Consider the following 26,926-nt stretch of genomic DNA (forward strand, 5'->3'; position numbering starts at 1 on the left):
AGAGGCATTCGGTTGTCGGGACCTGCCTTAGGACGGCCCAAGAAAGATGCTGTTAGAGACAAACGATTAGAATACAAAGACAATTGCGATCGCGTGGAAGTAGAACGAGCTTTCAGTTTAGCGAAACGTCGGTTTGGCCTTAGCCAAATCAGAACATATCTGAAAGAAACGACACAGAGTGTGATAGCGCTGTCTATTTTGGCACTGAACCTGAGAAAACTCCAGGCTATTCAGTGTACGCCAATTTTATTTTACCTACAGTTACTACTGTGGAAAGTAAAACGGGCCTTAAAATGGCTGCCGTGTCAAAAAGTGGTTTTTGCGCAGTAGACATTATTTATGACATTACAACAGATTTTCAAGATAAAAAATTACTATATGACACCTACAAAGAACTCAACCTTGATGTCGCGGATATTCATATATCGTTTGTACCCCCATATACATTTGATGAGACTTTTATCACCAAAACGGTTCAATATCACTACAACCAATATCGTTTCAATAAAAATCAAACTTGCCTAACTATCTTTTATGACGTGTATAAACGACTGTATTTATCAAACATTCCTGTTGTATATTTATCTCCGACTATTTATGATATATGCAATGATATCCGAAAAGCACAGGCTGATTTTCTTTTGCAAATCAGCCGGGAAAGCCAATTGATCATTATCGATGTCGTCATTGATGAACGAGACAACTATTCTCCTTTAAATACAAATGAATATCAACTTACCTTTGAAAATATTAATGTAATGAAACAAGTTTATCTCTTTGCAAAAAAAATACAGGCGTCCGTTATTTCCGTAACAGAAACAGAATTTCTCTTATTTTCCACACGGGCGATTGTAGAAAATCAAACAGATAAATTTCATAAATTTTCATTATTTGATGATATACAAAAGCATACAGTCAGTACCGTCAGTGTTGGCATTGGATTCGGAAAAACAGCTATGGAGGCAAAATATCATGCCAGATTGGGAGTAAAACGTGCCATCAGCGGCGGCGGAAATCAACTTTTTTTAGTTTATGATTTAGAAACAATCAGAGGTCCTATCGGCAACGAAAAAGAATATGATTTAAATATATCAAATTCTTTTTTATCTATCTCTCAACAAACAGGGGTAAGTTCCGTTACATTATGTAAACTCCATAATATGATTGTTGCGCAGGGAAAAAATGAATTCACCACCGCTGAAATTGCAGATGCACTGCATGTAACTCCCCGAACAATTGATAGGATCGTATTAAAACTCATGCAATTTGATTATTGTTTTGAATCCGGAAAAAAATATCAGCAAAAAAACGGGCGGCCCAGTCGCATTTTAAAATTCAAAATATAAAACACGTGACAAAAACAACCGTCATATTTCACCATGGAGATGCAGCAAAAAACCATTTCTGCATCCTCTTTTTGTCATATTGACAAATTCCTCTTCCAACGGTTATAATTTCATTAGAATTATGTGACTGACGGAAGTGGAGCAACCACATGAAGCATAATTTCTGATAAGCCGACCGTCTGGGCAAAGGGCCAGATTTGTCGGTCTTTTTTTATCATCTATTTAAAATAAATGGTTGTATAAGAAAGGGGCATGCACATGCTGCATTTTCAGGAATGGAACGGATTTAACGGCAGGCTATGGAAAGAAGAATGTAATGTACGGGATTTTATTCAACACAATTATCGAATTTATGATGGAAATGCCGATTTTCTGGAAGGGCCTACAGAAGGAACAAGCAAACTCTGGGCTAAACTGCAGGAATTGCAGAAAGCTGAACGAAAAAACGGCGGTGTCTTGAAAGAAGAAACAGAAATCGTTTCCAGTTTAACTGCTTATGGTCCCGGTTATATTGATGATCAATTGAAACACTGGGAACAAATTGTCGGTCTGCAGACAGATGAACCGCTAAAACGTGCTTTTATGCCTTACGGTGGTATAAAAATGGCAGAAGAAGCATTGGAAATGTATGGCTATACACTGAATCCATCACTTCACAAAATTTTTACAGAATATCACAAAACACATAACCAAGCTGTTTTCGATGCCTATACAGAGGAAATGCAAACAGCGCGTCATACACATATTGTAACCGGTCTTCCAGATACATACGGGCGCGGCCGTATTGTAGGCGATTACCGCCGTATAGCACTTTACGGAATAGACCAATTAATTGTGTGGAAACAAGAAGATAAAACAAATTGCGGTGACGGAGTAATGACGGACGATGTAATTCGACAACGTGAAGAACTTTCCGAACAAATCCGTGCACTTGAAGATATGAAAAAGATGGCAGCTGTTTATGGCTTCGACATTTCTCATCCTGCAACTACGGCAAAAGAAGCGGTGCAGTGGTTGTATTTTGGCTACTTAGCTGCCATCAAAACACAAAACGGTGCTGCTATGTCTGTTGGTCGTATTTCGACATTTTTAGACATTTATATTGATCGGGATCTTCAACGCGGCATACTCTCAGAAAGTACAGCACAAGAACTTATTGATCACCTGACGTTAAAGCTGCGCATGGTAAAGTTTGCACGTATAAAGTCCTATAATGAACTTTTCTCCGGTGATCCCGTTTGGGCTACATTGGAAGTGGCAGGAATCGGTATGGATGGTCGTTCTATGGTAACGAAAACAGATTTTCGTTTTCTCCACACATTAGAAAACATGGGTCCTGCTCCAGAACCAAATTTGACAGTTCTCTATTCATCCGCTCTTTCTAATGCATTTAAGCGGTACGCGGCCAGTATTTCTGTAAAAACCAGCTCCATTCAGTATGAAAATGATGATGTCATGAAACCCGTATGGGGTGATGATTATTCTATTTGCTGCTGTGTTTCAGCTACACAAACGGGCAAGGAAATTCAGTTTTTCGGAGCTCGGGCAAATCTGGCCAAAGCACTGCTGTATGCCATTAACGGTGGTATAGATGAAAAATTTGGAATACAAGCCGGACCGGAATTAGCACCAATTACATCAGAATATCTTGATTATGATGAAGTGTTGAGAAAATACAAACTCATGTTGGATTGGCTGGCCGGCTTATATGTCAATGTACTGAACACCATTCACTATATGCATGACAAATACTATTATGAAGCCGCAGAAATGGCGTTGATCGATACAAATGTACGCCGAACATTTGCAACAGGTATTGCAGGTTTTTCTCATGTTATTGACTCTTTATCGGCAATCAAGTATGCCAAGGTTCGCGTTATCCGTAATGATAAGGGTCTGGCAGAAGACTTTGCCATAGAAGGCGATTTCCCGAAATATGGAAATGATGATGACCGAGCTGACGATATCGGTATCTGGCTCCTGCACGAGTTTATTACAGATGTCCGCAAGAGACATACCTATCGCAATTCTGAACCTACAACATCTATCCTGACCATAACATCTAACGTCGTATATGGACGTTTTACAGGAAATCTTCCTGATGGCAGACGCGCTTGGACTCCTTTTGCTCCCGGAGCAAATCCCAGCTATGGGGCGGAAGAAAATGGAATGCTGGCTTCTTTGAATTCCGTCGCCAAACTTCCTTATATTTGGTCGTTGGATGGCATTTCCAATACACAATCCATGAATCCCGAGTCCTTGGGTCATACCGATACTGAACGAACCGCTAATCTCGTCCATGTCTTGGATGGCTACTTTGACCAGGGGGCACACCACCTAAATGTCAACATCTTTGAAAAAGAAATGCTGATCGACGCGATGGAACACCCTGAAAAACCAGAATATGCTAATTTAACAATCCGTGTATCAGGCTATGCTGTCAAATTTATCGCGCTTACCCGGGAACAGCAACTAGACGTTATTTCCCGTACATTTCATAATAAACTCTAACTAAAAACACAGCCCTGAATACTTTCAGGGCTGTGCCGTTTGGAATAAGAGGTGAAAAAATGGCTGAACAACTTACAGGACTCATTAATTCGACAGAATCCTTCGGAGCCGTTGATGGCCCCGGTGTGCGTTTTATTGTATTCATGCAGGGATGCTCTATGCGCTGCCGGTATTGTCATAATCCCGAAACCTGGAATACTTACACAGGTACAAGAAGGACACCGCAAGATGTATTGCAGCAGGCATTACGCTATAAGTCATATTGGAAGAATCACGGCGGTATCACGGTGAGCGGTGGTGAAGCCTTGCTGCAATTAGATTTTGTGACAGAACTCTTTCGCTTATCAAAAGAACAAGGTATACATACCGCATTAGATACCTCGGGAAACCCCTTTACACGAAATCAACCTTTTTGGGAGAAATTTCAAAAACTTTGCGAATTTACCGATTTATTTATACTGGATATCAAAGAAATGGATGAAGAAAAACATAAAAAATTGACAGGACAACGTAATGTCAATATTCTCGAACTGGCAAGCACATTATCAGATTTTGGTAAACCTATGTGGATTCGCCATGTTCTTGTACCCGGATTGACTGATGATGAAGAGGGGCTGCATCGCATGGCCCATTTTATAAAAACCTTAAAAACGGTAGAACGAACAGAGATTCTGCCGTATCACACATTAGGAGTTCCTAAGTGGGAACAGTTGGGTATTCCCTATACATTAAAAAATATGCAATCTCCTACGGCAGAACAAATCCGGCGGGCAGAAATAATATTAGGTATAGATCATTAATATATGCCGTATACAATTCCTTATGTTTACCGCTCATGTCAAAAAAACATATACCATAGTAACAATAGAACGTCCTCCTATACAACATGTGTACAGGAGGACGTTCTATTGTTACTATGCCTTACAACAGCAAATCTATAATTTCAGAAATATTCTTTTTGCCAAAATAAACCTCTGTATCGTTTACAATCATACAAGGCACACTCATAATATTATATTTCTTTCTTAAAGCAGGAAAATGCTGTACATCATACATTTCTGCTGTAATCTTGGGAGATGCGGCCGCCAGGCGCTGCGTTGCGATGACAACCTCAGGACACATCGTACATGACAGAGATACCACAACTTGAATATGTACCGTTTTTTGTATGTGTTCTAATTTTTTTTCCACTGCGGGATCCAGATCTTGTCCTGGACCGCCTACATTATATAATGCAAGAACAAAGGAATTGAATTCATGTCCTCCCGGTACACTGTGAAAAATAATTCCGCTGCTAGTTTCATCTTCACGAATAATTTCCAAACCGGGTGCTCCCTCAATTATACCTTCTTCATATAATACATTTGCAGTTAAACTGCAAAATTCCTTAGCAAAGTTTTTCAATTCCATTGAAAATTCGCTATCATCAATCCATGCTTTGAGAATTACTTTATGTTCAAATTTAGCTAAAATCGGTTCAAGCTTTTTTCTAATATCTGCTGAAATAAAATTCATATCATCATCCTCTTTTTGTACCACTTTATCTTCATCCTTTTTTTTGATTTATTTTCCACTTTTTTAATTTGACTGACCCCAGATAAATTAAGTTTGTCATGCATCGTTGAAATATATGTATCCAAAGCCGTTGCAGCAACAGCTCCATCAGATACGGCGGTTACAATCTGGCGTAAATTTTTAATACACACATCCCCGGCTGCATATACCCCATCAAGATTAGTTTTCTGATTCGCATCGGTAATCACGTATCCTTGCTGATTTAAATTTATTGTATCTGCAAAAAGTGCTGTATTAGGAATGTATCCGGCAAATACAAAGACACCCAAACCACCCTGTCCAGCCACATCATACCGCCACGTTTCTCCTGTCTTATTATTTTTGAACGCAACATAGGATATTGTCTGGTTTCCACCCGCTAGAACTAGTTCTGTGTTGAATTTTACGGTAATTTTTGGATATTTTTTTAATTCATCAACAACCGTCCCTGCACATGAAAAGCTATTTTTACGCACAAGAATAGTTACACTTTTAGCATATTTTGTCAAAAAAATACTTTCTTCCACAGCAGCAAAACCCCCGCCGATAACAAAAACATCCCTCCCTGAAAAAAATTCGCCATCACAGGTTGCACAATAGGAAACACCATGTCCTTGAAATTTTTCTTCTCCAATAAATCCTATTTTTCGTGGATTGGCACCTGTTGCCAATATGACAGATAGCGCTTGATAGCTTCCTTTGGTGGTATCCATTTTCTTTATTTGCTGCTCCAGCGTCAACTCCTTCACCTCTGCATCAACAAATTCTACACCAAATTTTATTGCCTGGGCATACATTTCATCCGTTAATTCTGCACCACTTATCTGTTTTATTCCTGGATAGTTGGCAACATCTGAAGTAATAGCAATCTGTCCACCGATTTTTTCTTTTTCCACAACAAGAACTTTATACTTTGCTCTGCCTAAATATATGGCGGCAGAGAGCCCTGCCGGGCCTCCGCCGACAATTACGGCATCATACATATTTCTCATATGCATCGCCTCACTGTTATTTCTTAAATAGCACCAACTAAATCAAAACTTGGCTTCAATGTTTCTGCACCAGGCTGCCATTTTGCCGGGCATACTTGATCTCCATGTTCTGCCACAAATTGAGAAGCTTCTACTTTGCGGAGCAACTCATCGGCATTACGTCCAACGTTGCCGGCATTTACTTCATATGCCACTATTTTCCCTTCCGGATTAACAACAAAAGTTCCTCGTTCGGCTAACCCTGCACTTTCAATATACACATCAAAATCACGCGCCAATATAGCCACGGGATCACCTATCATCGGATACGTAACCTTTTCAATAGATTTTGAAGAATCATGCCAGGCTTTATGTACAAAATGAGTGTCACACGATACACTATATACTTCACAATGAATTGCTTTAAATTTATCATATGAATTAGCCAAATCTTCTAATTCCGTCGGGCATACAAAAGTAAAGTCCGCTGGATAAAAGAAAAATACATTCCACTTTCCAAGAATATCCTTTTTTGTTATTTCTTTGAATTCACCATTTTGATATGCCTGCACAGTAAAGTCAGCTACTTCTTTATTAATTAAAGACATAATCGTCACTCCTTTGTTAATTATTATTAACTAATATATATTATCAGTTGATGATTATAAAATACCACTTTTATTCTTATAAGTCAATAATAATTCTCAATATCTTCCAGCCGTATATATACCCATAATAAATTCAAAAAATCGTATAAACCTGTATTTCACAAAACCCGCCCATTTATTTCTTATTTTCTAATACATTCAAAAAGCTTTTCTGCTTGCTGTTTCCATTGAGAAAATGCTGGAGCAGATCCTTGGCATAAAACAGAACTGCCGCCGCCTTTACCGTTAAAAAGTGTATTAGCCATTTTAATATACGCACGGCAATCTGAGTTTGCTTCTACCCCACTGCCAAACATATAATAAATTCGATTTTCCTGACAATACACAATTGCCACTACCGCATGATCAACAGCAATTAATTTTTGAAGAAGCATTTTTGCCGACTTAGGAGTATAGGAATCCTTCATAATAGTAAATACCACATTGCCTTGTTCATCATTTACGCACTTCTTCCATATCTCATCCATTTCCTGCCGCTGAAGAACTTCCATCTGCTGACGCACATCTTCACGAAGCATACGCACTTCTTCCTGCAATCTACGAATCCCCTCGCAGACCAATTTTTCTTTTGTTGATAAGATATTACTTGCTTCTTCAATATACTGTACATCCTGACGAATGTTTTCCAGCGCCCATCGTCCGCACAAAAATTCAATACGCATACCGCCACGATGTCGTATCATTTTCATTATTTTAATAATTCCGATCATCCCTGTATAGGGCGGATGGGTTCCACAGCAAGTACACACATCTCCATCATCAATGGCAACGATGTGAACCATTCCCTTTATTTTTTCATTTTTTTTCCGCATAGCCAACTTAGCTGCTTCCGAGGGAGTTGCATATAACACATGAATTTTCTTATTCTGCCAAATTTCCTCATTCGCAAAATCTTCCGCCTGTACAGCCTGCTCTCGCGTAATTTCCTGATCCAAATCAATTGTAACCATTCGTTCACTCATATGAAATCCAATGTTATGCACACCAAACAGCTTCCAGAACGAGTATGATAAAATATGTTCCCCACAATGCTGCTGCATGTAATCCAGTCGTCGCTGCCAATCTACATATACAGTGACTTCCGTTCCTGGTGACAGCAGGGCATCACAACAATAAGAAATGGTACCTTCTTTGTCTGTCCCGTGAAGGACATAAACGATTTTTCCATCTCCTTCTATTCTTCCTGTATCACTCAATTGCCCGCCGCCTTCAGGAAATAAAACCGTTCGATCCAATACAATATTGTATTTTTCTCCATCAAAAACACACGATGTAACAACTGCCTTACATTCCCGGGCCAAAGAATCTTGCTCATATAATTTTTCTGTCATCATATTACCTCACAAAAATAACATAGTATAAACCAACCTGATTAACGTAAAAGTACATATCGATACATTGACACCTGAATTCCTGCTTTAAATACTGCTTTTTCATCACAATAGGAATACTAGCTCACATAATTACCGCTCTTTGTTTTATCAATCAGCAATCTAACCAGCAACAGTTTCATTCCCAGTGCAATATCGATTGCAATATGATTATACCTATCTCCTAAAAAAACAGCACACAAGAATATTCCCCCTTCACCTCCTTGTGTGCCGCCCTTTGTATTTTATTTTACTATAGTATACAGACTCAAATTATATTATGCAAGAAAACAATTTAATATATATGATACTTAAAATTATCATTTTTTCTATGCATATGACTGCTGAAGTTCTTGGTATCGGTAAAACGTTATTTACTGGTTATCTTTAGGAATATACCACAATCCATTGTTGTGTTCCCCCATATACTTCTTGAATTCATCAGAGTGATATGCAGAAACTATATCCTTAGCCCATTGTGCATCTTTATTCTTATCCAATACGACAAGCTGTAAAAGAAGATGGGGTAAAATATCTTCCGTAGCGAGTGCCGTCGAGGGATCAATGTTTGCATTATAAACAATAGATCCTGTAATGACAATAAAATCAAAGTCACCACGAACGGCTGGAATATTCAAAGACTTCATTTCTGTAAATTGAATATGATGCGGATTTTCTATAATATCTTGTTGAGTTACTGTTGACAAATCCTTTTCTGGATTGAGTTTAATCCAACCTACCTTCTGCAACAATGCATAGCAGCGAGCTGTATTGGCTGCGTCATTAGGAACGGCCACTTTAGCACCATCACTAATTTGATCAAGGCTTGACTTAGAACCTGCATAAATTCCTGCCGGCACGGTTGGTATGGGGGTTAATGCCACTAAGTGACCATTTTGTTTTTTATTAAAATTTTCCATATATGCCGTATGTTGCTCTACATTAAAATCAACTTCTCCTTCATTCAACGCTACATCAGCCTGCAAAAGATCAGACATATCTTTTCCTGTTACTTTATATCCTTTCTTTTCCAAAATAGGTTTTATACCTTTTTCAAACAATTCAGAATATGGCCCTTGAGACTTACTGTATGTAATTTCTTTTTTCGCACTGCCAGTATCGTCTCCGCCGCACCCCATCAAAAAAGTTGCTCCCGCAATAACTGTAAATAAAAGAATTCCTATTTTTTTAAATTTCATATTTTTTCCCTCTTTCTACATAAATTATATTTTTCAAAAAACATTTAATGCTTACGTACCTTAGTCGAAAAATAATTGCCAACAGTTTGAATGCTTTGTACAAAAACAATAAGAATAACAACAGTAAATAACATCAATGGAAAGTTAAGTCTTTCATATCCATACGTCAATGCCAGATTCCCAACACCACCTGCACCTATAGCCCCAGCCATAGCAGTTGCTCCAATAAGGCCTATAGTCCCAGTTGTCACCGAAAGAATCAATGACCCGCGCGCTTCTGGCAATAAAAAATACCTGACGATTTCAAAATATGAAGCCCCCATTGCTTGTGCTGCTTCAATAATCCCCTTGTTCACCTCCAAAATAGAATTTTCAAATAAACGAGTTAAATATGGCGCAATAAAAACAACCAATGGAACTAATGCCGCTGTGGTGCCTATACGTGTACCAACAATCATTTTTGTAAGAGGTAAAATAAAGACCATCAAAATAATAAAAGGAATACTGCGGATAACGTTGACCACTGTATTAACAACAACATATATGTATTTATTTTTTAAAATACCACCTGGATTCGTCAATACCAGTACAACAGATAAAAGTACAGCAATAAGGGTTCCAATACCCAATGAAACAAAAACCATATAAATAGTCTGTTCTGCCGCTAAAATCAGTCTGGAATTAGGAACACCCAACTCTATCATAGTACCACCTCCTGCCATTGAATCTTATTTCTTTCAATGTATGAAATAACTTGATTGATTTCACTATCATCTCCGATGACCTGCACAATAAAAATACCTAACACAGTTTGCTGCAATTCATTGACTGATGCAAATAAAATATTCGTTTCTACTTTATAGTGAGTGTTGATATAGTATACTATGTTTCTTTTTGCATTATTTCCAAGAAAACGTATTTTTAAAAGCCTGTAATTTCGTACGTCATCATGTAATGTCTCAACAATACTGGGGGGAATTTCGTCAGGAATAACAGTCTGTACAAACCGTTTTGTCATATTCTGCTGCGGATTACTAAATACTTCAAGAACCGTACCCGTCTCCACCACGCTGCCATGTTCCATTACGGCAACACGATTACAAATACTTTGGATGACATGAATTTCATGCGTAACAATAAGAATTGTAATATTCAACTTTTTATTGATGCGTTTCAATAGTTGTAAAATTGATTCCGTTGTTTCTGGATCCAAAGCACTCGTAGCTTCATCACAAAGAAGGATAGATGGATTATTTGCCAATGCTCTCGCAATGCCAATACGCTGCTTCTGTCCTCCTGATAATTGAGACGGATACGCCAATGCTTTATCTGACAATTCAACGAAAGATAGTAATTCCGTTACCCGTTTTTGTATTAATTTTTTATCTACATGATTCAAAATCAACGGAATCGCTACATTATCATAAACAGACTTGGATTCTAATAAATTAAATTCTTGGAATATCATCCCGATTTTCTTACGAACTTTTCGCAACTCTGAAAAATCAAGCGCATTGATATCACGCCCATCAACTTCCATTCGACCTTCTGTTGGAATTTCCAAGGCATTTACCATACGCAACAACGTTGACTTACCGGCACCGCTAAAACCAATAACGCCAAATATATCACCGTCACTGATTTGTAAAGACACATGTTGTAATGCTTTTATTTTTTGTCTTTTTACAGTAAAAGTTTTACTGATATTAACAAAGTTAATCATTTTTTCCACTCCCTGATACCTGTCTTATTTTTTCAATTGCTTGCACGGCTAATCTCGACGTATATTGTGAAGTCGGGTATAGTGCGATGGGATCGACTTGAAAGTGAGGATTGTGATTGGGATAAGATGTTCCAGTACCCATTTGAATAAACACGCCTTTTATCTTTTCTTGGTAAAAAGCAAAATCCTCTCCGCCTAGAGAAAATGGTGAAACTCGAACTTTTAGCTGCTGTTTTTCTGCTTCTTCTTTGGCAAACGCAACCCAATTTTCATCATTTGCTGTTGCTGGCGGTCCACTAAACCATTGAACATCTGCTCTTTCATTATAAGATTTAGCTGTATATTTGGCTAAATCAAGAATTCGTTTTTGTATATACGTACGATCATCCGCAGTTAACGTACGTACAGTCCCCTCCAAAAAAGCTTGCTCTGGAATAATATTCCAATTACTGCCACTTTCAAAGTGAGTGATACTGACTAAATTAGCGTCGAAAGGATTTACATTACGGCTAATAATAGATTGCACAGAACTAATAAAAGCAGCCGCTGCAACAATCGGATCAAATCCTTCTTGTGGATGAGCTGCATGCGTTCCTTTCCCAGTAAAAGTTATACTAAAACGATCCACAGCAGCCGTTACAGCGCCTTCTCGGATAGCAATATCTCCTATAGGAAATAATGGAGAACTATGAATACCAAAAATGACCTGTATATCTTGTAATGCCCCCGACTGTATAATTTTTAATGCTCCTCCCGGAGCTTCTTCTGCTGGTTGAAAAATAAGTCTGATCGTTCCATTTATTTCTTGTTCGTGTTGTTTTAATATATATGCAGCACCTAATATAGCTGCTGCATGAAAATCATGTCCACAAGCATGCATATGACCATCAATCTTTGAACGATATGGTAGTTCTGTCTTTTCCTGTACAGGCAGTGCATCAATATCACAACGCAACGCGACAATGGGTGCACTGCCTGTACCAATTTCAGCTACCAATCCAGTTTTCAAGGGAATTTGTAAAATTTTGATTCCTGCTGACTGTAAATTTACTCTCAATCTTTTTGTCGTTTCTACCTCTTTATAAGATAATTCCGGATGTTCATGAAACCAATAAAATTCTTCTGTAATTTTTCTTTGTATTAATTGTTCATTCATATTAACCCCCTTTAATCTATACATTTTTAGTATATTTTTTTATTACTAAAAATCCTATTTTCGTATACTCCAAAAACAAAAAAAACCACCATCTCTGATATACAGAGACGGTGGTCCGTGGTCCCACTCTGTTTACAACAAACTGCTGTAACTCAAAACCATTAACGGCGGCAACCGGATTTAGCCTACTATAAGTTCAACTAATCTGCTCTCAAAGGCATTCCATTGTGCTAAGATTATTGTGAATTTTCAGCCTTTGATTCACATCTCTGTAACACTTTTTCACAATGTACTTATTTTGATCATTGCATTTTTAATGTTTACCATTATGGTACACTTATATTTTCCCCTTGTCAAGATTTTTTTTATCTTTTTTAAAAATAACTAACAACCCTACACTCAAAAATACATTATACTGATAAGCATATATTTAACTCAATATTTTTTTAAATCCTTAGTTTTTTTCGAACGACATCCAATTCCTTTATCATATCCGCTGCGTTTTTATAGTTTCCATCTGCATATTCAAAAACAAAAGCTGCTTGCGACGCATACTGCTTAATTATCTCCATAAGACTTCGCCAAGCAATCGTACCTGCGAATAACGGCAAGTGTTCATCAATTTTTCCGTTATTATCCTGGAGATGAAGCGCACTAATCCGTCGGTTTAACTCCCTAATAACACGGCAAGTATCCCAGTTATTAATATGTGCATGCCCTACATCGATAATAGCTCCCGCTGTCTGAAATTCTTCAAAAAGAGCGACATATGCCTCTTCATCAAAAAGATTATTTTGTTTTAATCCTACGTTTTCTATCCCCATTTTAGCTCCATCCAACTCGTTTGCTAATAGCTCAATTCTGCGCAGCCGTTCCAATACCAGTTGACGACAAAATTCCATATCTCCGCTCCACTGTTCATTGGTATGAACAACAACATATTTTGCCCCTGTTTTTTTTGCATACAAAAACGTTTTTCTATATCGTTCTAAATATGCCGTATCGTTTGGGTCTGCTAAATTTACAGTAACGCATGGCCCATGAATAGACAATGTCTTTTTGTCTGCCCGCATGCGATGCAATACAACGTCCCAATAGCTATCACTGCCAAATTCATAAAAGAATTCAATGCCGTAATCTTCCGGCAGTTTTTCCATTTCTATTTCATTAAATGCTGAAAATGCAAGATCACTAATTTCTATAATTGCCATATTTATTTTCTCCTTTTTCACGAACATATAAATTTATTTCTGTTTCTCTATCAAAAAACAAAACATTTTCCCATAAAAATTGTATTCCTACATTTTCACCGGCTTTTATTTCATAAGTTTCGCCTGCAAACTGACTAAATATAGCTGTACCATCAGCCAAATACAGCTGTGTCGTTTGTAAATTTCCTGTATTTTCCGTATACCGGCAACTCCCTTTGAGCATAGCCCGATCATCCGTAGTAATATGTATGTTTTCCGGACGAATACCAACAATAACACTATGTTTCCCTGTTAACACTGCCGTAATCCGATCCGGCAGCGGAACTGCAACTTTCCCTATAAAAAGATGTCCATCGACAATATCTGCCGTTATCAGATTCATCGCCGGCGAACCGATAAAAGAAGCAACAAATGCATTAGATGGATTATCATAAATTTCACGAGGTGTCGCAATCTGCTGCAATGTACCATCACGAAGTACAGCAATCCGCTGTCCTACCGTCATAGCTTCTACCTGATCATGGGTGACATAAATCATAGTCGATTTATTTATTTCATGAATTCTGACTAAATTTTGCCGGGCTTGCTGCCGCAATTGAGCATCCAAATTAGATAACGGTTCATCAAGAAGAAAATAGGGAGATTGCTTAACAATCGCTCGGCATAATGCAACACGCTGCTTTTGTCCACCCGACAAAGACTTTACAAGACGTTGTTCAAATCCATCCAGATGAAGCATTTCCAACGCATCTTTTGCTCTTTTTTCAATTTCTTTTTTACCCAGTTTTTGAATTTTTAAACCAAAAATAATATTTTCCCATACATCCATGTGAGGAAATAAAGCATAACTTTGAAATACCATTGCAATATTTCGTTTTCCCGGTGCCATATTATTAACACAGGTTCCCCCCATAAACAACTTCCCGTCAGTAATATCTTCAAATCCCGCAACCAGTCGCAGCGTTGTGCTTTTCCCGCATCCTGATGGTCCTAGGAATACAACCCGCTCTCCTTCTTGTATCTCAAAGTTTAGTTGCTTGATAACTTCTTTATTTCCATATGACTTACTTACATTATCAAATATAATATTGTGCATTACCCTTTCACTCCTGCCTGCATAAATGTATTAAGAATAAATTTCTGGAAAAACAAGTACAAAATAAGCGGCGGCAAACTTGTCAGCACAGCTACAGCCATGGCAATTCCCCATTCACTGCCGCCTTCGGCACTAATGAACATTTGCAGTGCCAAAGACAATGTATATTGTGATTTATCTTTTAGTATTAGCAGCGGCCAAAAATATTCATTCCACGAATTGATAAAAAACATAATCCCTATCGCTATAACCGATGGACGTACAAGAGGGAACACCACACTGCGAAGAAGATAAATAGGACCTGCTCCTTCTAATACAGCTGACTCCAGAAGCGCCTTCGGTATACTTCTCATGGCCTGACGCATAAGAAATATTCCCATGCCATCCGCCAGTTCGGTAAGCATGACTCCATAAGGAGTATTCAGCAACCCTACGTGGGATATCAATAAATAATTCGGCATAATCAAAACCGTAACGGGAATAAAAAAGGTCATAAGCATGGAATTAAATAAAAGCTCTTTTCCCTTGAATCGATAATATACAAATGCAAAGCCAGCCAGCAAACTGGTAGTAAGTTTGAAAAAAGTTACAAAAAAAGCAATAAAAAAAGTATTCCATATAAAATCGAAAATAGGAAAACGTCCCAGAACTGTCATATAATTTTCTAATGTCGGTGAAGAAGGAAGTGGATTCAACGGAGATTGAAATATCTGATTTAATTCTTTAAACGATGCCGAAAGCATAAAAACAACAGGCCATAAGGAAATAATAACCGCCGCAATCAAAAAAATATGGCAAATTAGTTCTTTTTTTATATTAATTTTCATAATACACCTTCTTGTCTGCCACACGGCTGCGCCACCCTAAAAACAAGGTAAAAAGCATCATTGTGATCATTGCATACGCCGCTGATTTACCCGTTTGATAAAAAACAAAAGCATATTGATAAATAACATAAACCAGATTGGCACTGCCCTGATCCGGACCTCCCTGTGTCAACATATTGACAGGAACCATGACATATTGCAGACCGAAAACAACGGTAATAACAAAAACATACATCGCTGAAGAAGATGTCTGCGGCAAAATGATTTTTTTAAAAATTATCCAATCCGATGCATTTTCCAAGCGTGCTGCCTCGATGATTTCCCTCGGAACGGATACCATTGCCGCCAAAAGAAGAATCATATTATAGCCGAAAACCTTCCATCCAATAATGCTGCTTATCGAGAATAATACAATATACGGCTCTTTAAACCAGCGCGGAGAAGTACCTCCAACCATTTTTACTATCTCATTAACCGGACCGGCCATCGGATTATATATCCACAAAAAAATAATACTCGCTACAGCAAGACTCAGCAAAGAAGGTAAAAACAACAGTGACCGATATATCGTTTTTCCATATTTCAACATATGCGCCATCATATACGAATAAAAATACGGAAGAATAAAGTTAAAAACAAGTAAAAAAACAATAAATAAAATTGTATTGCCTACGACTTGATAAAATTCCGGGCTTTGAATAATGGCAATATAGTTACTTATTCCTACAAATTTTGCCTTGGCACTGACCATATTCCACGAAAAAAAACTCAGCCCCAAATTAACAAGCAGCGGCCAATAATAAAAAACAAAGAAAATCAGTACCGATGGAAGAAAAAAAGCATATCCTTTACCGGATAATCGATTCATAATTACTTCTCCTTTCAAAAAAAACGGCAGACAGGAAGATTCGCTCTACAGTTCCCCGTCCGCCGCTTCTTACACGTATCATGTCAATATTTTTCAGCCTTCCAGTAATTCATTGATTTTTACAGCCGCATCATGCAATGCTTCTCTCGCAGACTTGCTTCCATTCAATACAACATCGCGAGTATCAATAAGGACCTGTTCTGCCTGCAGTCCATTCTGTCCTGGAAAACTTACCCAAGGCGTTACATTCGGAAGCATTTCCATGGCTTTCTTAACATTTTCATTTTCATCCATTAATTTCTTGTAAGGACCTTCGGCATCCATTTTTTTTCTCGGCGGCAAATATCCGGTGCCCGTATCCCATTTTGTTAAATTGTCCGCTGATTCCAAATATTTTACAAATTCGGCAGCAGCTTTTTGTTTGGCCGGATCTTTGGATAAAATCATAAGGAAGTTACCGCCCGCCGGTACCTTTACCGGTTTGTTGCCGAACGCGGGAAAAGCTGTCGTCATTACCTTAAAGTTGGAACTTTTTTCAAAATTTGCTCGTTTGCCAATTGTAGTGCATACCATAGCCAATTTACCTGATGTAAATGCCTGGAATCCTTCTTCATTTGTTGCATGAAGACCTATGCCATCCTTTACCATATCCGCAATAAATTGATATCCTTCAGCGGCTTCCGGTGTATCGAAACCCGCCTTCCATTTTCCGTTTTCCTGTTTCAGCATAGTACCGCCGTTTGATTCAACCAGTGCTTGATTCGTCCATGTATCTGCATATTCTTGCATAAAAAATGCCGATACCCCTGTTCTATCCTTAATTTGCTGTGCATATTCACGAACCTCCTGCCAAGTCTTTGGCGGCTTTGACGGATCAAGTCCGGCTGCTTTAAAGATATCTGGATTATAATACAAAACAGGAACAGACAAAGAATAAGGTACACCTACTTGCGTTCCGTCAGCCGTCTGCGCCAACTTGGCAATATTGGGTTCAAACGTATCTTTGATAAAGTTCGGATCACCTGCTGTCGCAAAAATCTTATTTATATCATCATGTTTAAAATTTTCATCGGCATAATTGAGGAAATCCCATCCCATCTGCACTACATCCGGTGTCTGTCCAGAAGCAACCGCTGCTTGTAAATTCTGTGTCAATCCCTTATACATATCAGGATTAAATTTTTCTTTTACTTTTATATTGGGATGACTCTTGTTGAAATCGTCCACTAACTCCCGCAGCGTCTGCCCGCCGAAACTATCGGAAGCCACGTGCCAGTATTCAATTTCTACCACCTTGCCGGTATCACCAGTCCCACTGCCAGAATTACTACAACCTGCCAAACCTGCGACCGCTATAAGACCGACAGATGCACAAATTATCATCTTTTTCCAATTCATTACCGTATCCTCCTTATTGTCAAAAAGCCAGTATTGTTAAACTATTTGATATAAGGAATTGTATGAAATGTATGTAAAAATATCACCTTTATTTGATAAATAGTCTGTAAAATCTAAGTTCCCTGATTATACTCCCGCCACTTCTCGTACTCACCACCTGCACCCTCCAGTATCCATATCGTTTATGAGAACTATATTTTTTTATCTATATATATCGAATAAAAACTTAATGCAAATGAGACGCGTTTAAAAATCTGATATATTGAAATGCCACTAGATATATTTTCTATATATACAGCATATATCTTCTATTTTACCGATATATTTTACTTGTTTATAATATTTATACCTATTTTTACAGCTGGACTTTTTTATATTATATATGATATACTCAGCTATAGTTGAGAATGTTTTTTATATTTATTTTATTTTTTCAGTATTTTTATAAAATAATATTTACATTATTTTACTTTCTCTATACTGGAAAATTTGATATTCTATCTTCTTATTAATTTGGTAAACGATAATGTACTATACTTATTTTAAAAAAATCAAGGAATTTCAACAAAAACACATACGTTTTCTTCATATAAAAAAAGTGCAGCTCGTATCTGCCACACATATAAATAAAAATGATATCTATTTAATTTTTTGTTTATTAGTAGTATCTTTCCTTCCCTTAGCAACCGAATGGCAGACATTTTTTCAAAAACCAGATCAAGCACAAGTATGGGTCAATGGCAAGTTGCAGAAGACTATTTCACTATCTTCTGAATTAAATACAGAATTTAAAGTACAAGATATTCCCGGTTATGCAATTATACAAGTAAAAAATGGAAAGATACGTATACGTACTGATGATTCTCCCCGACAAATCGGAGTTCATATGGGCTGGATCGATAAACCATATGAACAAGTTGTTAATGTCCCCTACAAAATAATGATTGTTATAACAGGTAAGCAAACCACTGATATTGATGCCCTCGCTCAATAATACTCCTAATTTTGTATATTTTAACAATTTATCTATCTTCATCGTTTCTCTTTTTATATTTGACACAAACATACAACCGCTTTACAATAATTTTAAACGTTTTATCCGTGAAGGGAGCGCTATATAGTGGAATTATTTGCAGATATAGATCAAAATCTGCTATTCTGGATACAAAACAACATGGTAACGTCTACATTGGATCCCTATATGCTGCTCCTCTCCCACGTGGGAAACATAGGTCTAATTTGGATTGTTTGGGCTATATTTTTGTTATGCATAAAAGAATACCGCGTAACCGGCATTGCGATATTATTAGGACTATTAATCAGTTTAACACTGGGAAATGGTATTTTAAAACCGTCTTTAGCACGTCTGCGCCCTTATATTATTTATTCCTGGATACCCTCGGATATAGTAGTTTCACTGCCAACAGATTATTCGTTTCCTTCCGGACATGCTTTCGGATCTTTTTCCGCAGCCACTATAATTTTCTGCCGGAATAAATATTGGGGAATTTTCGCCTTGATATTAGCCTTAGGAATTGGATTTTCCCGCGTATACTTATTTCTTCATTATCCGAGTGATATGTTAGGCGGCATGTTGTTAGGAATACTATGTGGAATTTTCACATATAAAACAGTCCACCATTTATCAATATCACCCCCATGGCATAAAAACAAGTTCAACGGGAATTAACATTAATTATATACGTAAAATCATGAATTGCTTCTATAGCTAAATACAAAATCTGCCAGCATACCTTGTACTGGCAGATTTTATATTGCTTATTTTTTATGGATAGGATCAAACAAAAGCGCCTATTCGCAACTATACATTTTATTTTTCCAACAGTTTAATAAACTCTTTTAATATCGCCGTATTCCCCGGCCAAGCCGGTGATGTTGCAAGATTTTCACAAACTACCGCCTTATCGGCATCAACAGATTTAAATATCCCGCCTGCAACAGTAATATCCGGACCCACTGCGGGATATGCGGTAAGTGTCAAGCCGCTGACAACATTGGCTGCTGTCAAAATCTGCGGGCCATGACAAATAGCTGCCACCGGTTTTTTATTTTTCATAAAATATTTAGTAATTTCAATAACCTTAGAATCCAACCGAATATATTCCGGAGCTCTTCCCCCTGTAAGGTACAATCCATCATATTGACTCATATCGATTTCATCAAAGGATGCATTTAAGACAAATTGATGCCCTTCTTTTTCGCAGTAGGTTTGATCTCCAAGAAAGTCATGAATCGCCGTTTTAATTTTATCTCCTGCCTTTTTCCCGGGACATACAACATCAACATGAATTCCTACCATTTCCAACGCTTGAAAAGGAACCATTGTTTCATAGTCTTCTGCGAAATCACCAGCTAACATTAATACTTTTTTTGCCTTCATCATTGTCATATTTATTCCTCCCCATCTGAAATCATACATTTCCTACACCTCATAAATCGTACATACATGCGGTAATAATGAGGTCCCATATAAATTTATAAATACAAGGTATTGTCCAATATGGGCTATTAATAAGAACTTTAATTAAAAAGCATTTTTTATATTATAATGTATTATATTATTGCAACAATGTTCGCTGCTCATTATGCTATACTGACAATATTACTACAAATCAACTAGATTACTTCTATTGTAACACGCGGACAGTTACGTATCAAATCGCTGTTTTCATCAAATGCAATTACATAATTCACATCCTAGTTTATATACGTAATATTATCATATAGAATATATGATAATATTACGTATATACCTACTTGATTTTCAACTATACTATCCGGCAATCCTTCTATTTTTCCTACATATAACTACGTCCTAATAAAAATTTTATTAGGACGTAGTATATATATAAATTATTTTATTCTTAATCTCATTTAAATTTCACATAGTTTAATTACATTGGGCAAAAAATATTGAGGATCGAACGAGTATTATACTTATTTACCACTAAATTCAGCTTTTCTTTTTTCAACAAATGCTTGCATGCCTTCTTTTTGATCATTTGTTGAAAAACACAAGCCCCATACTTCATCTTCATATTGAATACCCGATTGCAAGTCCATATTTATACCACGATTAACGGCCGATTTGCAGAGTTGTACCGCTAACGGTGCAACCGATTGAATTTTTACAGCCATTTTTTTGGCAGCAGCCATCAAGTGATCCGCTGGAACAAGTTCATCTACTAATCCAATACGATATGCTTCCGCAGCATCGATCATTGCTCCGGTAAACAACAGCTTTTTTGCCATTCCTTTACTAACTAGGCGAGGCAGCCGCTGCGTTCCGCCAAATCCCGGCGTAATTCCCAAGGTTACTTCGGGTTGTCCAAATTTTGCATTGTCTGCTGCAATACGAATATCGCAGGCCATTTGCAATTCATTGCCTCCGCCAAGTGCATATCCGTTAACAGCTGCAATAACAGGTTTTTTCATGTTCTCAAGTTTATTAAATACGCCCTGTGCCAAAATGCCCCAGTCTCTGCCTTCCATGGCATTTTTATCTTTCATTTCAACAATGTCTGCCCCGGCTACAAAAGATTTTTGTCCACTGCCGGTAATGATAAGAACTGCCACGTCTTGATCTGCTTCTATTTCATCAATCATTTTATCCAATTCACGAACAGTCGCTTCATTCAACGCATTTAAGGCTTTAGGCCGATTAATCGTAACAACAGCTGTACCATTTTCCTTTTCTATCAAAAGATTTTCATAACTCATAGTAAACACATCCTTTTTTATATTCAAAACAATAATTTCACAATGTCACTATCTCCATATTTTTTGTCCCAATGCATATATGCTGCGATTTATTATTATCTACTATATTCAGCGGAGAATAGAACCAGAAATAACCATTTGCTGTACTTCATTCGTACCTTCATAAATTTGAGTTATTTTAGCATCGCGCATATAACGTTCTACGGGGTATTCTCTGGTAAAGCCATATCCACCGAATACCTGTACTGCATCTGTGGTAACTTCCATGGCAATATCTGAGGCAAATTTTTTAGCCATTGCTGCAGAAACACTGTGCGAAATATTATTTGACATATCATAGGCTGCTTTATAAACCAACCACCGTGCTGCTTCAATTTTCAACTTCATATCAGCCAGTCTAAATGCAACAGCTTGCTGTTTGGAAATAGGTTTGCCAAACTGCACACGTTCTTTTGAATACTTTACTGCATGTTCATACGCACCTTCAGCAATACCAAGAGCTTGGGCCGCTACACCAACACGACCGCCATCTAAAGTTTGCATTGCTATTTTAAAACCTTCGCCTTCTTTTCCCAACAAATTTGCCGCAGGTACATGCACATCTTGTAAAATAACTTCACGTTGTACGGATGCACGAATCCCCATTTTTACTTCTTTCTTGCCAAAACTTAACCCAGGAGTGCCTTTTTCTACAATAAACGCACTCATGCCTTTTGCTCCTTTAGTTTTATCCGTTGCCGCAAAGATAATTTCAACCTCAGCTTCTCCGCCATTAGTATTGAATATTTTCGTCCCATTTAATATATATTCATCACCTTGCTTTACGGCCGTAGTTGCCCCATTAAGTGCATCCGTCCCTGCATTAGGTTCCGTTAATCCAAAGGCACCCAGCCACTCTCCTGTTGTTAATTTAGATAAATATTTGCTTTTTTGGTCTTCTGTCCCATATTGATTAATCGGCCATGAACAAAGTGACGTATGTACTTCAAAACCGATACCGGTGGACGGATCTACTCTGGAAATTTCTTCACATGCAATAGCAAAACTAATAAAATCCAAACCGCAGCCATTATATTTTTCTGCATACGGAATACCCATCAATCCCAATTTTCCCATCTGATTAAAAATTTCTCTATCAAAAATTTCATTTTCATCCCGATCTTTAACAGTTGGGAGTAATTTTTTTTCAGCAAAATCTCTCGCCAGCTTACGAATATCTTCCATTTCTTCTGTTAATTTGAATTCCATAATTACATCATCCTCCTAAAAATATTAAATAATATATTTGTCTAATGGTGATATGCTATTCTGCATGACAGAACAACGCTCAACCTGACAATCATTGGTAATCACAAGATAAGCCCCATTAGTTTATCTTCAAAAATACGGGAGTCCATCTGCTTTAAATCAGATGAAATAGCTGGTTTAAAATCCATATGTGCCAGAATATCTTTTTCAAGCTCAACGCCGGGAGCTATTTCCGTCAACATAAGTCCTTCTTCTGACAACTCAAATACCGCACGCTCCGTAATATATAAAACATGCTGATGGTGTTGATGTGCATAGGCACCGCTAAATGTAACTTGACCTACTTTATCTAAAAATTTATTTAATTTACCTTCCGTAAGAATGGTCAGTTTACCATTACCGACCTGCACTTTTAATCCTCCTGCCGTAAAAGTACCACAGAATACTACTTTTTTAGTATTTTGCGTAATATTGATAAAACCGCCGCAGCCAGCCATACGACCTGTAAATTTACTCACATTGATATTGCCGTCTCTATCGGTTTCCGCTAATCCCAAAAATGCAACATCAAGACCTCCGCCATCGTAGAAATCGAATTGGTACGGCTGATCAATGATTGCCTCCGGATTGGTAGACGCACCAAAATCAAGTCCGCCGGCCGGAACTCCCCCAATAGTGCCCGCTTCAGCTGTAAGTGTCATCGTATCTCCGACACCTTCTTCATTAGCAACACTTGCCACACCTTCGGGAATGCCAATTCCTAGGTTCACTTTCGCATTGGGAACCAGCTCCATGGCCGCTCGGCGCGCAATTACTTTACGCTGATCCAGTTTCATTGGTTCAATACTATCTAACGGGATACGGACTTCTCCTGAATACGCTGGATTATACATATTTCCATAACTTTGTTCATGTTTTGCTTTATCAGCTGCTACAACGACATAATCAACATCAATCCCCGGAATAACAACATCCATTGGTTTAATATTTCCGTTTTCCACTATCCGTTCTACCTGTACAATAACGATTCCACCAGAAGCTTTGGCAGCCAATGCAATCGACAGATTTTCCAGCTTAACCGCTTCATGTTCTATAGATATATTCCCTTTTGTATCGGCAGATGTCCCTCTTACAATCGCCACATCGACAGGAAACGGCTTATACCACAACCATTCTTCCCCATTGAGTTGAATAACCTCTACCAAATCTTCATTTGTTGCTGCATTGACTTTTCCCCCTTCAACACGAGGATCTACAAAAGTTCCTAACCCGACTTTTGTAATAATACCCGGTTTTTTCCCGGAAATACTGCGAAACCACTGTGCCAGCGTTCCCTGAGGGAAATTATAAGCTTCTAATTTATTATCAATCATCAGTTTCCCTAAATTGGGCGCCATGTTGAAGTGACCGGCTACAATCCGCTTTAACATTCCTTCGTGGGCGAATCTATTACCTCCCGCATTTTTTCCGTCTCCCATGCCGGCACAATGTACTACCGTAAGATCATGGGGAGTTTCTTTTTCCAAGAACTGTGTTTCTAACGCAGTTAACACATCTTCTGCAATATTACAGCCTACAAACGTTCCAATTCCAATAGTTGCTCCATTGGGAATCAGATTTACCACATTTTCTGCATTTACGAATTTCATTATATAAACACCTCTTTATTGTATTTCTGCCTGTACATGTAAAATTTTTTCTATACAATTCCTGTCAACATATACACGCCAACCATGAAAAAAGCCACAAGAACTTTAAATATCGTAATCGCAAACATGTCTTTATATGATTCACGATGCGTCAGTCCACACACAGCCAAAATCGTAATAACAGCACCATTATGAGGCAAGCTATCCAATCCGCCGGAAGCAGCTGCAACAATTCGATGTAAAACTTCGGGAGGGATTCCAGCGGCTGCCGTCAATTCCAGCCAATGATGTCCAAAAAGTTCCAAGGCAATGCTTAATCCACCAGAGGCAGATCCTGTAACACCTGCCAGAATGTTTACCATAAGAGCCGCATTTAAAAGCGGTGCCCCCTGTGCGATTCCCAGTAAAAAATTAGCTATATCAGTAAATCCCGGCAGAGAAGCTATAACATTTCCGTACCCAACTTCAGAAGCCGTGTTCATAATAGCAAGCAGAGATCCTATAGCTCCTGCATTTAATGCGGCTTGGATGCCTCCTTCCTTAGAAATAAATTTATGCCCGTTGATACAAGCTACAATAATACCTGCCAATAATCCGACGACCAACGCCCAGATAGAAATAACATTTTGAACTGATTTAGCTACCAGAGGAATACCCATTTTTTGAAACGGTACAATTAAATCCGAATTCCACGAATACATGGATAGTCCAAAATTAACAACCAACACTACAAATAACGGTATGATAGAAAAGTACCACTTAGGTAATGGAATCGTATCATCAATTACTGTTTCATTTATCGTATGATGACCATATCCTTCATTCTTGTCTTTAGCCACTTTTACACGCCATTCCAAATATATATAAGAAACTGCCACTAGTATAATGGCACCGATAGTTCCTAATATAGGTGCAGAATATGTCGTTGTTCCAAGATATATTGTAGGAATAATATTCTGGATTTGCGGTGTACCCGGAAGCCAATCCATGGTTGCTGTAAATACACCTAAAACTAGAGTAGCCGGAATAAGTCTTTTGGGAATATTTGCCTCTTTATATAACGCTGCCGCAAACGGATAAATGGCAAACACACAAACAAACATGGAAATACCGCCATATGTTAAAATCATACATGCCAGCGCAACTGCCGCTATGGCTCTCTTTTCTCCTATACAGCGAATAACTTTAAGTGCAATACTTCGTGCCATTCCCGTATCTTCCATGACTTTTCCAAATACAGCACCTAGTAAAAATATAGGGAAAAAAGCTTTGATATACGTAACTGCCTTTGGCATAAATAGTTCCGTATATCCTGGTAAAATATTAATGCCTGACAATCCTGCCGCAAACATCGCAAAAATTGGCGCAAACAAAATTACCGAAAACCCCCGGTAGGCAAATGTTACTAATAAAAACAAACTTAGGATAATGCTCCCTATCGCAATTGCCGTTAACATAATTTATGAAATTCCTCCTTTATATTTATATCTACAATTTCTTATATAAATTACAAACGATTATTTTTCCTCCCTTCTAAACTTAATAAGTATAAATACAAAATTTATTAAGTTGATGATAAAAATAAGTATGCATACTTCGTTTGTTGTTACTATAGATGTTACCTAAAATCATAGACAAAATATATAGGAAAAATTTGACTTGCATTGATTGTTAGCTCATCATAAAAATGCAAATTTGACATTTTTTTAATTCTACAAAATCATACTATTCAAATTAATTTTTTTAACAAAAAAAAGGCCCCGAAGGGCCTTTCCTTTTAAAACAACTCAGCTAGAATGTTTACCACATCCCAAAAAGAGTTACTTATTAACCTTTAATTTTCTTGATTGCTTCTGTAATCTTAGGAACAACTTCAAAAGCATCCCCTACGATACCATAGTCGCAAACCTGGAAAATCGGAGCATCCGGATCTTTGTTGATCGCAATGATGCAATCGGATCCTGTCATCCCGGCTAAATGCTGGATGGCTCCGGAAATACCGCAAGCTACATAAATCTTCGGTCCTACGGTCTTTCCTGTCTGGCCTACTTGATGCAGTGCATCAATCCAGCCGGCATCTACTGCTGCACGCGACGCACCTACTGCCCCGCCCAGCAATCCTGCCAATTCCTTCAACATTCCTTCAAACGGTTCTGAACTGTTCATCCCACGGCCGCCTGATACGATAACGTCGGCTTCTTCCAATTTGACGCCGCCGCCACCCATTTTGATCAGTTCTACGAATTTCGTCATGAAGTCGTCATCACTCAGTGCTGCCTTCATGTCGATGATTTCGCCTGTCGCCGATGCATCCGCTGCCGGTTTTTTAAATACGTTCGGACGAACTGTTCCCATTTGCGGACGATTTTCACGGCATACGATTTCTGCCA

The 26,926-nt window shown here is 38.0% G+C and carries 25 protein-coding genes, 1 pseudogene, 1 riboswitch and 1 other annotated feature; of the genes and pseudogenes, 6 read left to right on the top strand and 20 right to left on the bottom strand.

Annotated features, from left to right (window positions below; all coding sequences use genetic code 11):
* From BLR11_RS11620 to pflA, 4 genes and pseudogenes are all read left to right on the top strand, one after another.
* A pseudogene (locus BLR11_RS11620) lies at positions 1-222 on the top strand (transposase); the annotation flags it as partial.
* Positions 223-293: 71 nt separating this feature from the next.
* Positions 294-1,346 (top strand): helix-turn-helix domain-containing protein, encoded by a 1,053-nt coding sequence (locus BLR11_RS11625; RefSeq protein ID WP_091652259.1) that lies wholly within the window; start codon positions 294-296, stop codon positions 1,344-1,346.
* A gap of 113 nt (positions 1,347-1,459) precedes the next feature.
* Positions 1,460-1,538: riboswitch (ZMP/ZTP riboswitch) on the top strand.
* Positions 1,539-1,604: 66 nt separating this feature from the next.
* Positions 1,605-3,857, top strand: a complete 2,253-nt coding sequence (gene pflB / locus BLR11_RS11630) for a formate C-acetyltransferase (protein ID WP_091652262.1) — start codon at positions 1,605-1,607, stop codon at positions 3,855-3,857.
* Positions 3,858-3,916: 59 nt separating this feature from the next.
* Entirely contained in the window at positions 3,917-4,657 is a 741-nt protein-coding gene (pflA, locus tag BLR11_RS11635; protein WP_091652264.1) for a pyruvate formate-lyase-activating protein, read from the top strand.
* 121 nt (positions 4,658-4,778) lie between these two features.
* Here pflA and BLR11_RS14500 read toward each other — a convergent pair whose 3' ends face one another.
* The 14 genes from BLR11_RS14500 to BLR11_RS11695 form a co-directional block, all read right to left on the bottom strand.
* Positions 4,779-5,372 carry a thioredoxin family protein gene (locus BLR11_RS14500; protein ID WP_245675152.1) on the bottom strand — a complete coding sequence of 198 codons (594 nt, stop codon included), beginning with the start codon at positions 5,370-5,372 and terminating at the stop codon, positions 4,779-4,781.
* Positions 5,369-6,403: an FAD-dependent oxidoreductase gene (locus BLR11_RS14505; protein ID WP_245675153.1), complete on the bottom strand. Its 1,035-nt coding sequence runs from the start codon at positions 6,401-6,403 to the stop codon at positions 5,369-5,371. Before BLR11_RS14505 ends, BLR11_RS14500 begins: the two co-directional genes overlap by 4 nt.
* 23 nt (positions 6,404-6,426) lie before the next feature.
* A complete protein-coding gene (ahpC, locus tag BLR11_RS11645; RefSeq protein ID WP_091652268.1) occupies positions 6,427-6,990 on the bottom strand; it encodes an alkyl hydroperoxide reductase subunit C in 564 nt (187 codons plus the stop codon).
* 182 nt (positions 6,991-7,172) lie between these two features.
* On the bottom strand, positions 7,173-8,384 hold the full coding sequence (locus BLR11_RS11650) for an alanyl-tRNA editing protein (RefSeq protein WP_091652270.1): 1,212 nt from the start codon (positions 8,382-8,384) through the stop codon (positions 7,173-7,175).
* A 116-nt stretch (positions 8,385-8,500) separates the two neighbouring features.
* On the bottom strand, positions 8,501-8,623 hold the full coding sequence (locus BLR11_RS14625) for a hypothetical protein (protein WP_281240853.1): 123 nt from the start codon (positions 8,621-8,623) through the stop codon (positions 8,501-8,503).
* A 171-nt stretch (positions 8,624-8,794) separates the two neighbouring features.
* Positions 8,795-9,559, bottom strand: a complete 765-nt coding sequence (locus BLR11_RS11655) for a MetQ/NlpA family ABC transporter substrate-binding protein (RefSeq protein ID WP_425433758.1) — start codon at positions 9,557-9,559, stop codon at positions 8,795-8,797.
* 104 nt (positions 9,560-9,663) lie between these two features.
* Complete coding sequence (locus BLR11_RS11660) at positions 9,664-10,323, bottom strand: methionine ABC transporter permease (protein WP_091652275.1); 660 nt, start codon at positions 10,321-10,323, stop codon at positions 9,664-9,666.
* Positions 10,320-11,342 carry a methionine ABC transporter ATP-binding protein gene (locus tag BLR11_RS11665; RefSeq protein WP_091652278.1) on the bottom strand — a complete coding sequence of 341 codons (1,023 nt, stop codon included), beginning with the start codon at positions 11,340-11,342 and terminating at the stop codon, positions 10,320-10,322. Before BLR11_RS11665 ends, BLR11_RS11660 begins: the two co-directional genes overlap by 4 nt.
* Positions 11,335-12,498 carry an amidohydrolase gene (locus BLR11_RS11670; protein ID WP_091652281.1) on the bottom strand — a complete coding sequence of 388 codons (1,164 nt, stop codon included), beginning with the start codon at positions 12,496-12,498 and terminating at the stop codon, positions 11,335-11,337. The genes BLR11_RS11665 and BLR11_RS11670 overlap by 8 nt, the downstream gene beginning before the upstream one ends.
* Before the next feature lie 100 nt (positions 12,499-12,598).
* Positions 12,599-12,813 (bottom strand) — a binding site (T-box leader).
* 131 nt (positions 12,814-12,944) lie between these two features.
* Complete coding sequence (locus BLR11_RS11675; RefSeq protein ID WP_176762975.1) at positions 12,945-13,709, bottom strand: sugar phosphate isomerase/epimerase family protein; 765 nt, start codon at positions 13,707-13,709, stop codon at positions 12,945-12,947.
* On the bottom strand, positions 13,690-14,805 hold the full coding sequence (locus BLR11_RS11680) for an ABC transporter ATP-binding protein (RefSeq protein ID WP_091652290.1): 1,116 nt from the start codon (positions 14,803-14,805) through the stop codon (positions 13,690-13,692). Before BLR11_RS11680 ends, BLR11_RS11675 begins: the two co-directional genes overlap by 20 nt.
* The gene (locus BLR11_RS11685; RefSeq protein WP_091652293.1) at positions 14,805-15,632 is read right to left on the bottom strand and encodes a carbohydrate ABC transporter permease; all 828 of its coding nucleotides are present in this window, start codon (positions 15,630-15,632) and stop codon (positions 14,805-14,807) included. Before BLR11_RS11685 ends, BLR11_RS11680 begins: the two co-directional genes overlap by 1 nt.
* The gene (locus BLR11_RS11690) at positions 15,622-16,500 is read right to left on the bottom strand and encodes a carbohydrate ABC transporter permease (RefSeq protein WP_091652296.1); all 879 of its coding nucleotides are present in this window, start codon (positions 16,498-16,500) and stop codon (positions 15,622-15,624) included. The genes BLR11_RS11685 and BLR11_RS11690 overlap by 11 nt, the downstream gene beginning before the upstream one ends.
* Before the next feature lie 93 nt (positions 16,501-16,593).
* Complete coding sequence (locus tag BLR11_RS11695) at positions 16,594-17,898, bottom strand: ABC transporter substrate-binding protein (protein ID WP_091652299.1); 1,305 nt, start codon at positions 17,896-17,898, stop codon at positions 16,594-16,596.
* 526 nt (positions 17,899-18,424) lie between these two features.
* On the opposite strand from BLR11_RS11695, the gene BLR11_RS11700 reads away from it, so the two are divergent.
* Positions 18,425-18,892, top strand: coding sequence for a NusG domain II-containing protein (locus tag BLR11_RS11700; protein WP_091652302.1), 468 nt, complete (start codon positions 18,425-18,427; stop codon positions 18,890-18,892).
* A gap of 126 nt (positions 18,893-19,018) precedes the next feature.
* Positions 19,019-19,588 (top strand): phosphatase PAP2 family protein, encoded by a 570-nt coding sequence (locus tag BLR11_RS11705; protein ID WP_091652304.1) that lies wholly within the window; start codon positions 19,019-19,021, stop codon positions 19,586-19,588.
* A 141-nt stretch (positions 19,589-19,729) separates the two neighbouring features.
* Here BLR11_RS11705 and BLR11_RS11710 read toward each other — a convergent pair whose 3' ends face one another.
* The 6 genes from BLR11_RS11710 to BLR11_RS11735 all read right to left on the bottom strand — a co-directional run.
* A complete protein-coding gene (locus BLR11_RS11710) occupies positions 19,730-20,308 on the bottom strand; it encodes a DJ-1/PfpI family protein (protein WP_245675154.1) in 579 nt (192 codons plus the stop codon).
* Positions 20,309-20,856: 548 nt separating this feature from the next.
* Complete coding sequence (locus BLR11_RS11715; RefSeq protein WP_091652307.1) at positions 20,857-21,639, bottom strand: short-chain-enoyl-CoA hydratase; 783 nt, start codon at positions 21,637-21,639, stop codon at positions 20,857-20,859.
* 108 nt (positions 21,640-21,747) lie between these two features.
* On the bottom strand, positions 21,748-22,887 hold the full coding sequence (locus BLR11_RS11720; RefSeq protein ID WP_091652310.1) for an acyl-CoA dehydrogenase: 1,140 nt from the start codon (positions 22,885-22,887) through the stop codon (positions 21,748-21,750).
* Positions 22,888-22,988: 101 nt separating this feature from the next.
* A complete protein-coding gene (locus tag BLR11_RS11725; RefSeq protein WP_091652312.1) occupies positions 22,989-24,536 on the bottom strand; it encodes an acyl CoA:acetate/3-ketoacid CoA transferase in 1,548 nt (515 codons plus the stop codon).
* 50 nt (positions 24,537-24,586) lie between these two features.
* Positions 24,587-25,993, bottom strand: coding sequence for a GntP family permease (locus BLR11_RS11730; protein WP_218118796.1), 1,407 nt, complete (start codon positions 25,991-25,993; stop codon positions 24,587-24,589).
* 370 nt (positions 25,994-26,363) lie between these two features.
* Positions 26,364-26,926 (bottom strand): electron transfer flavoprotein subunit alpha/FixB family protein (locus BLR11_RS11735; RefSeq protein WP_091648107.1); only part of this gene is annotated, 563 nt, incomplete at its 5' end.

This window comes from Megasphaera paucivorans (assembly GCF_900103535.1).
Taxonomy (GTDB): domain Bacteria; phylum Bacillota; class Negativicutes; order Veillonellales; family Megasphaeraceae; genus Megasphaera_A; species Megasphaera_A paucivorans.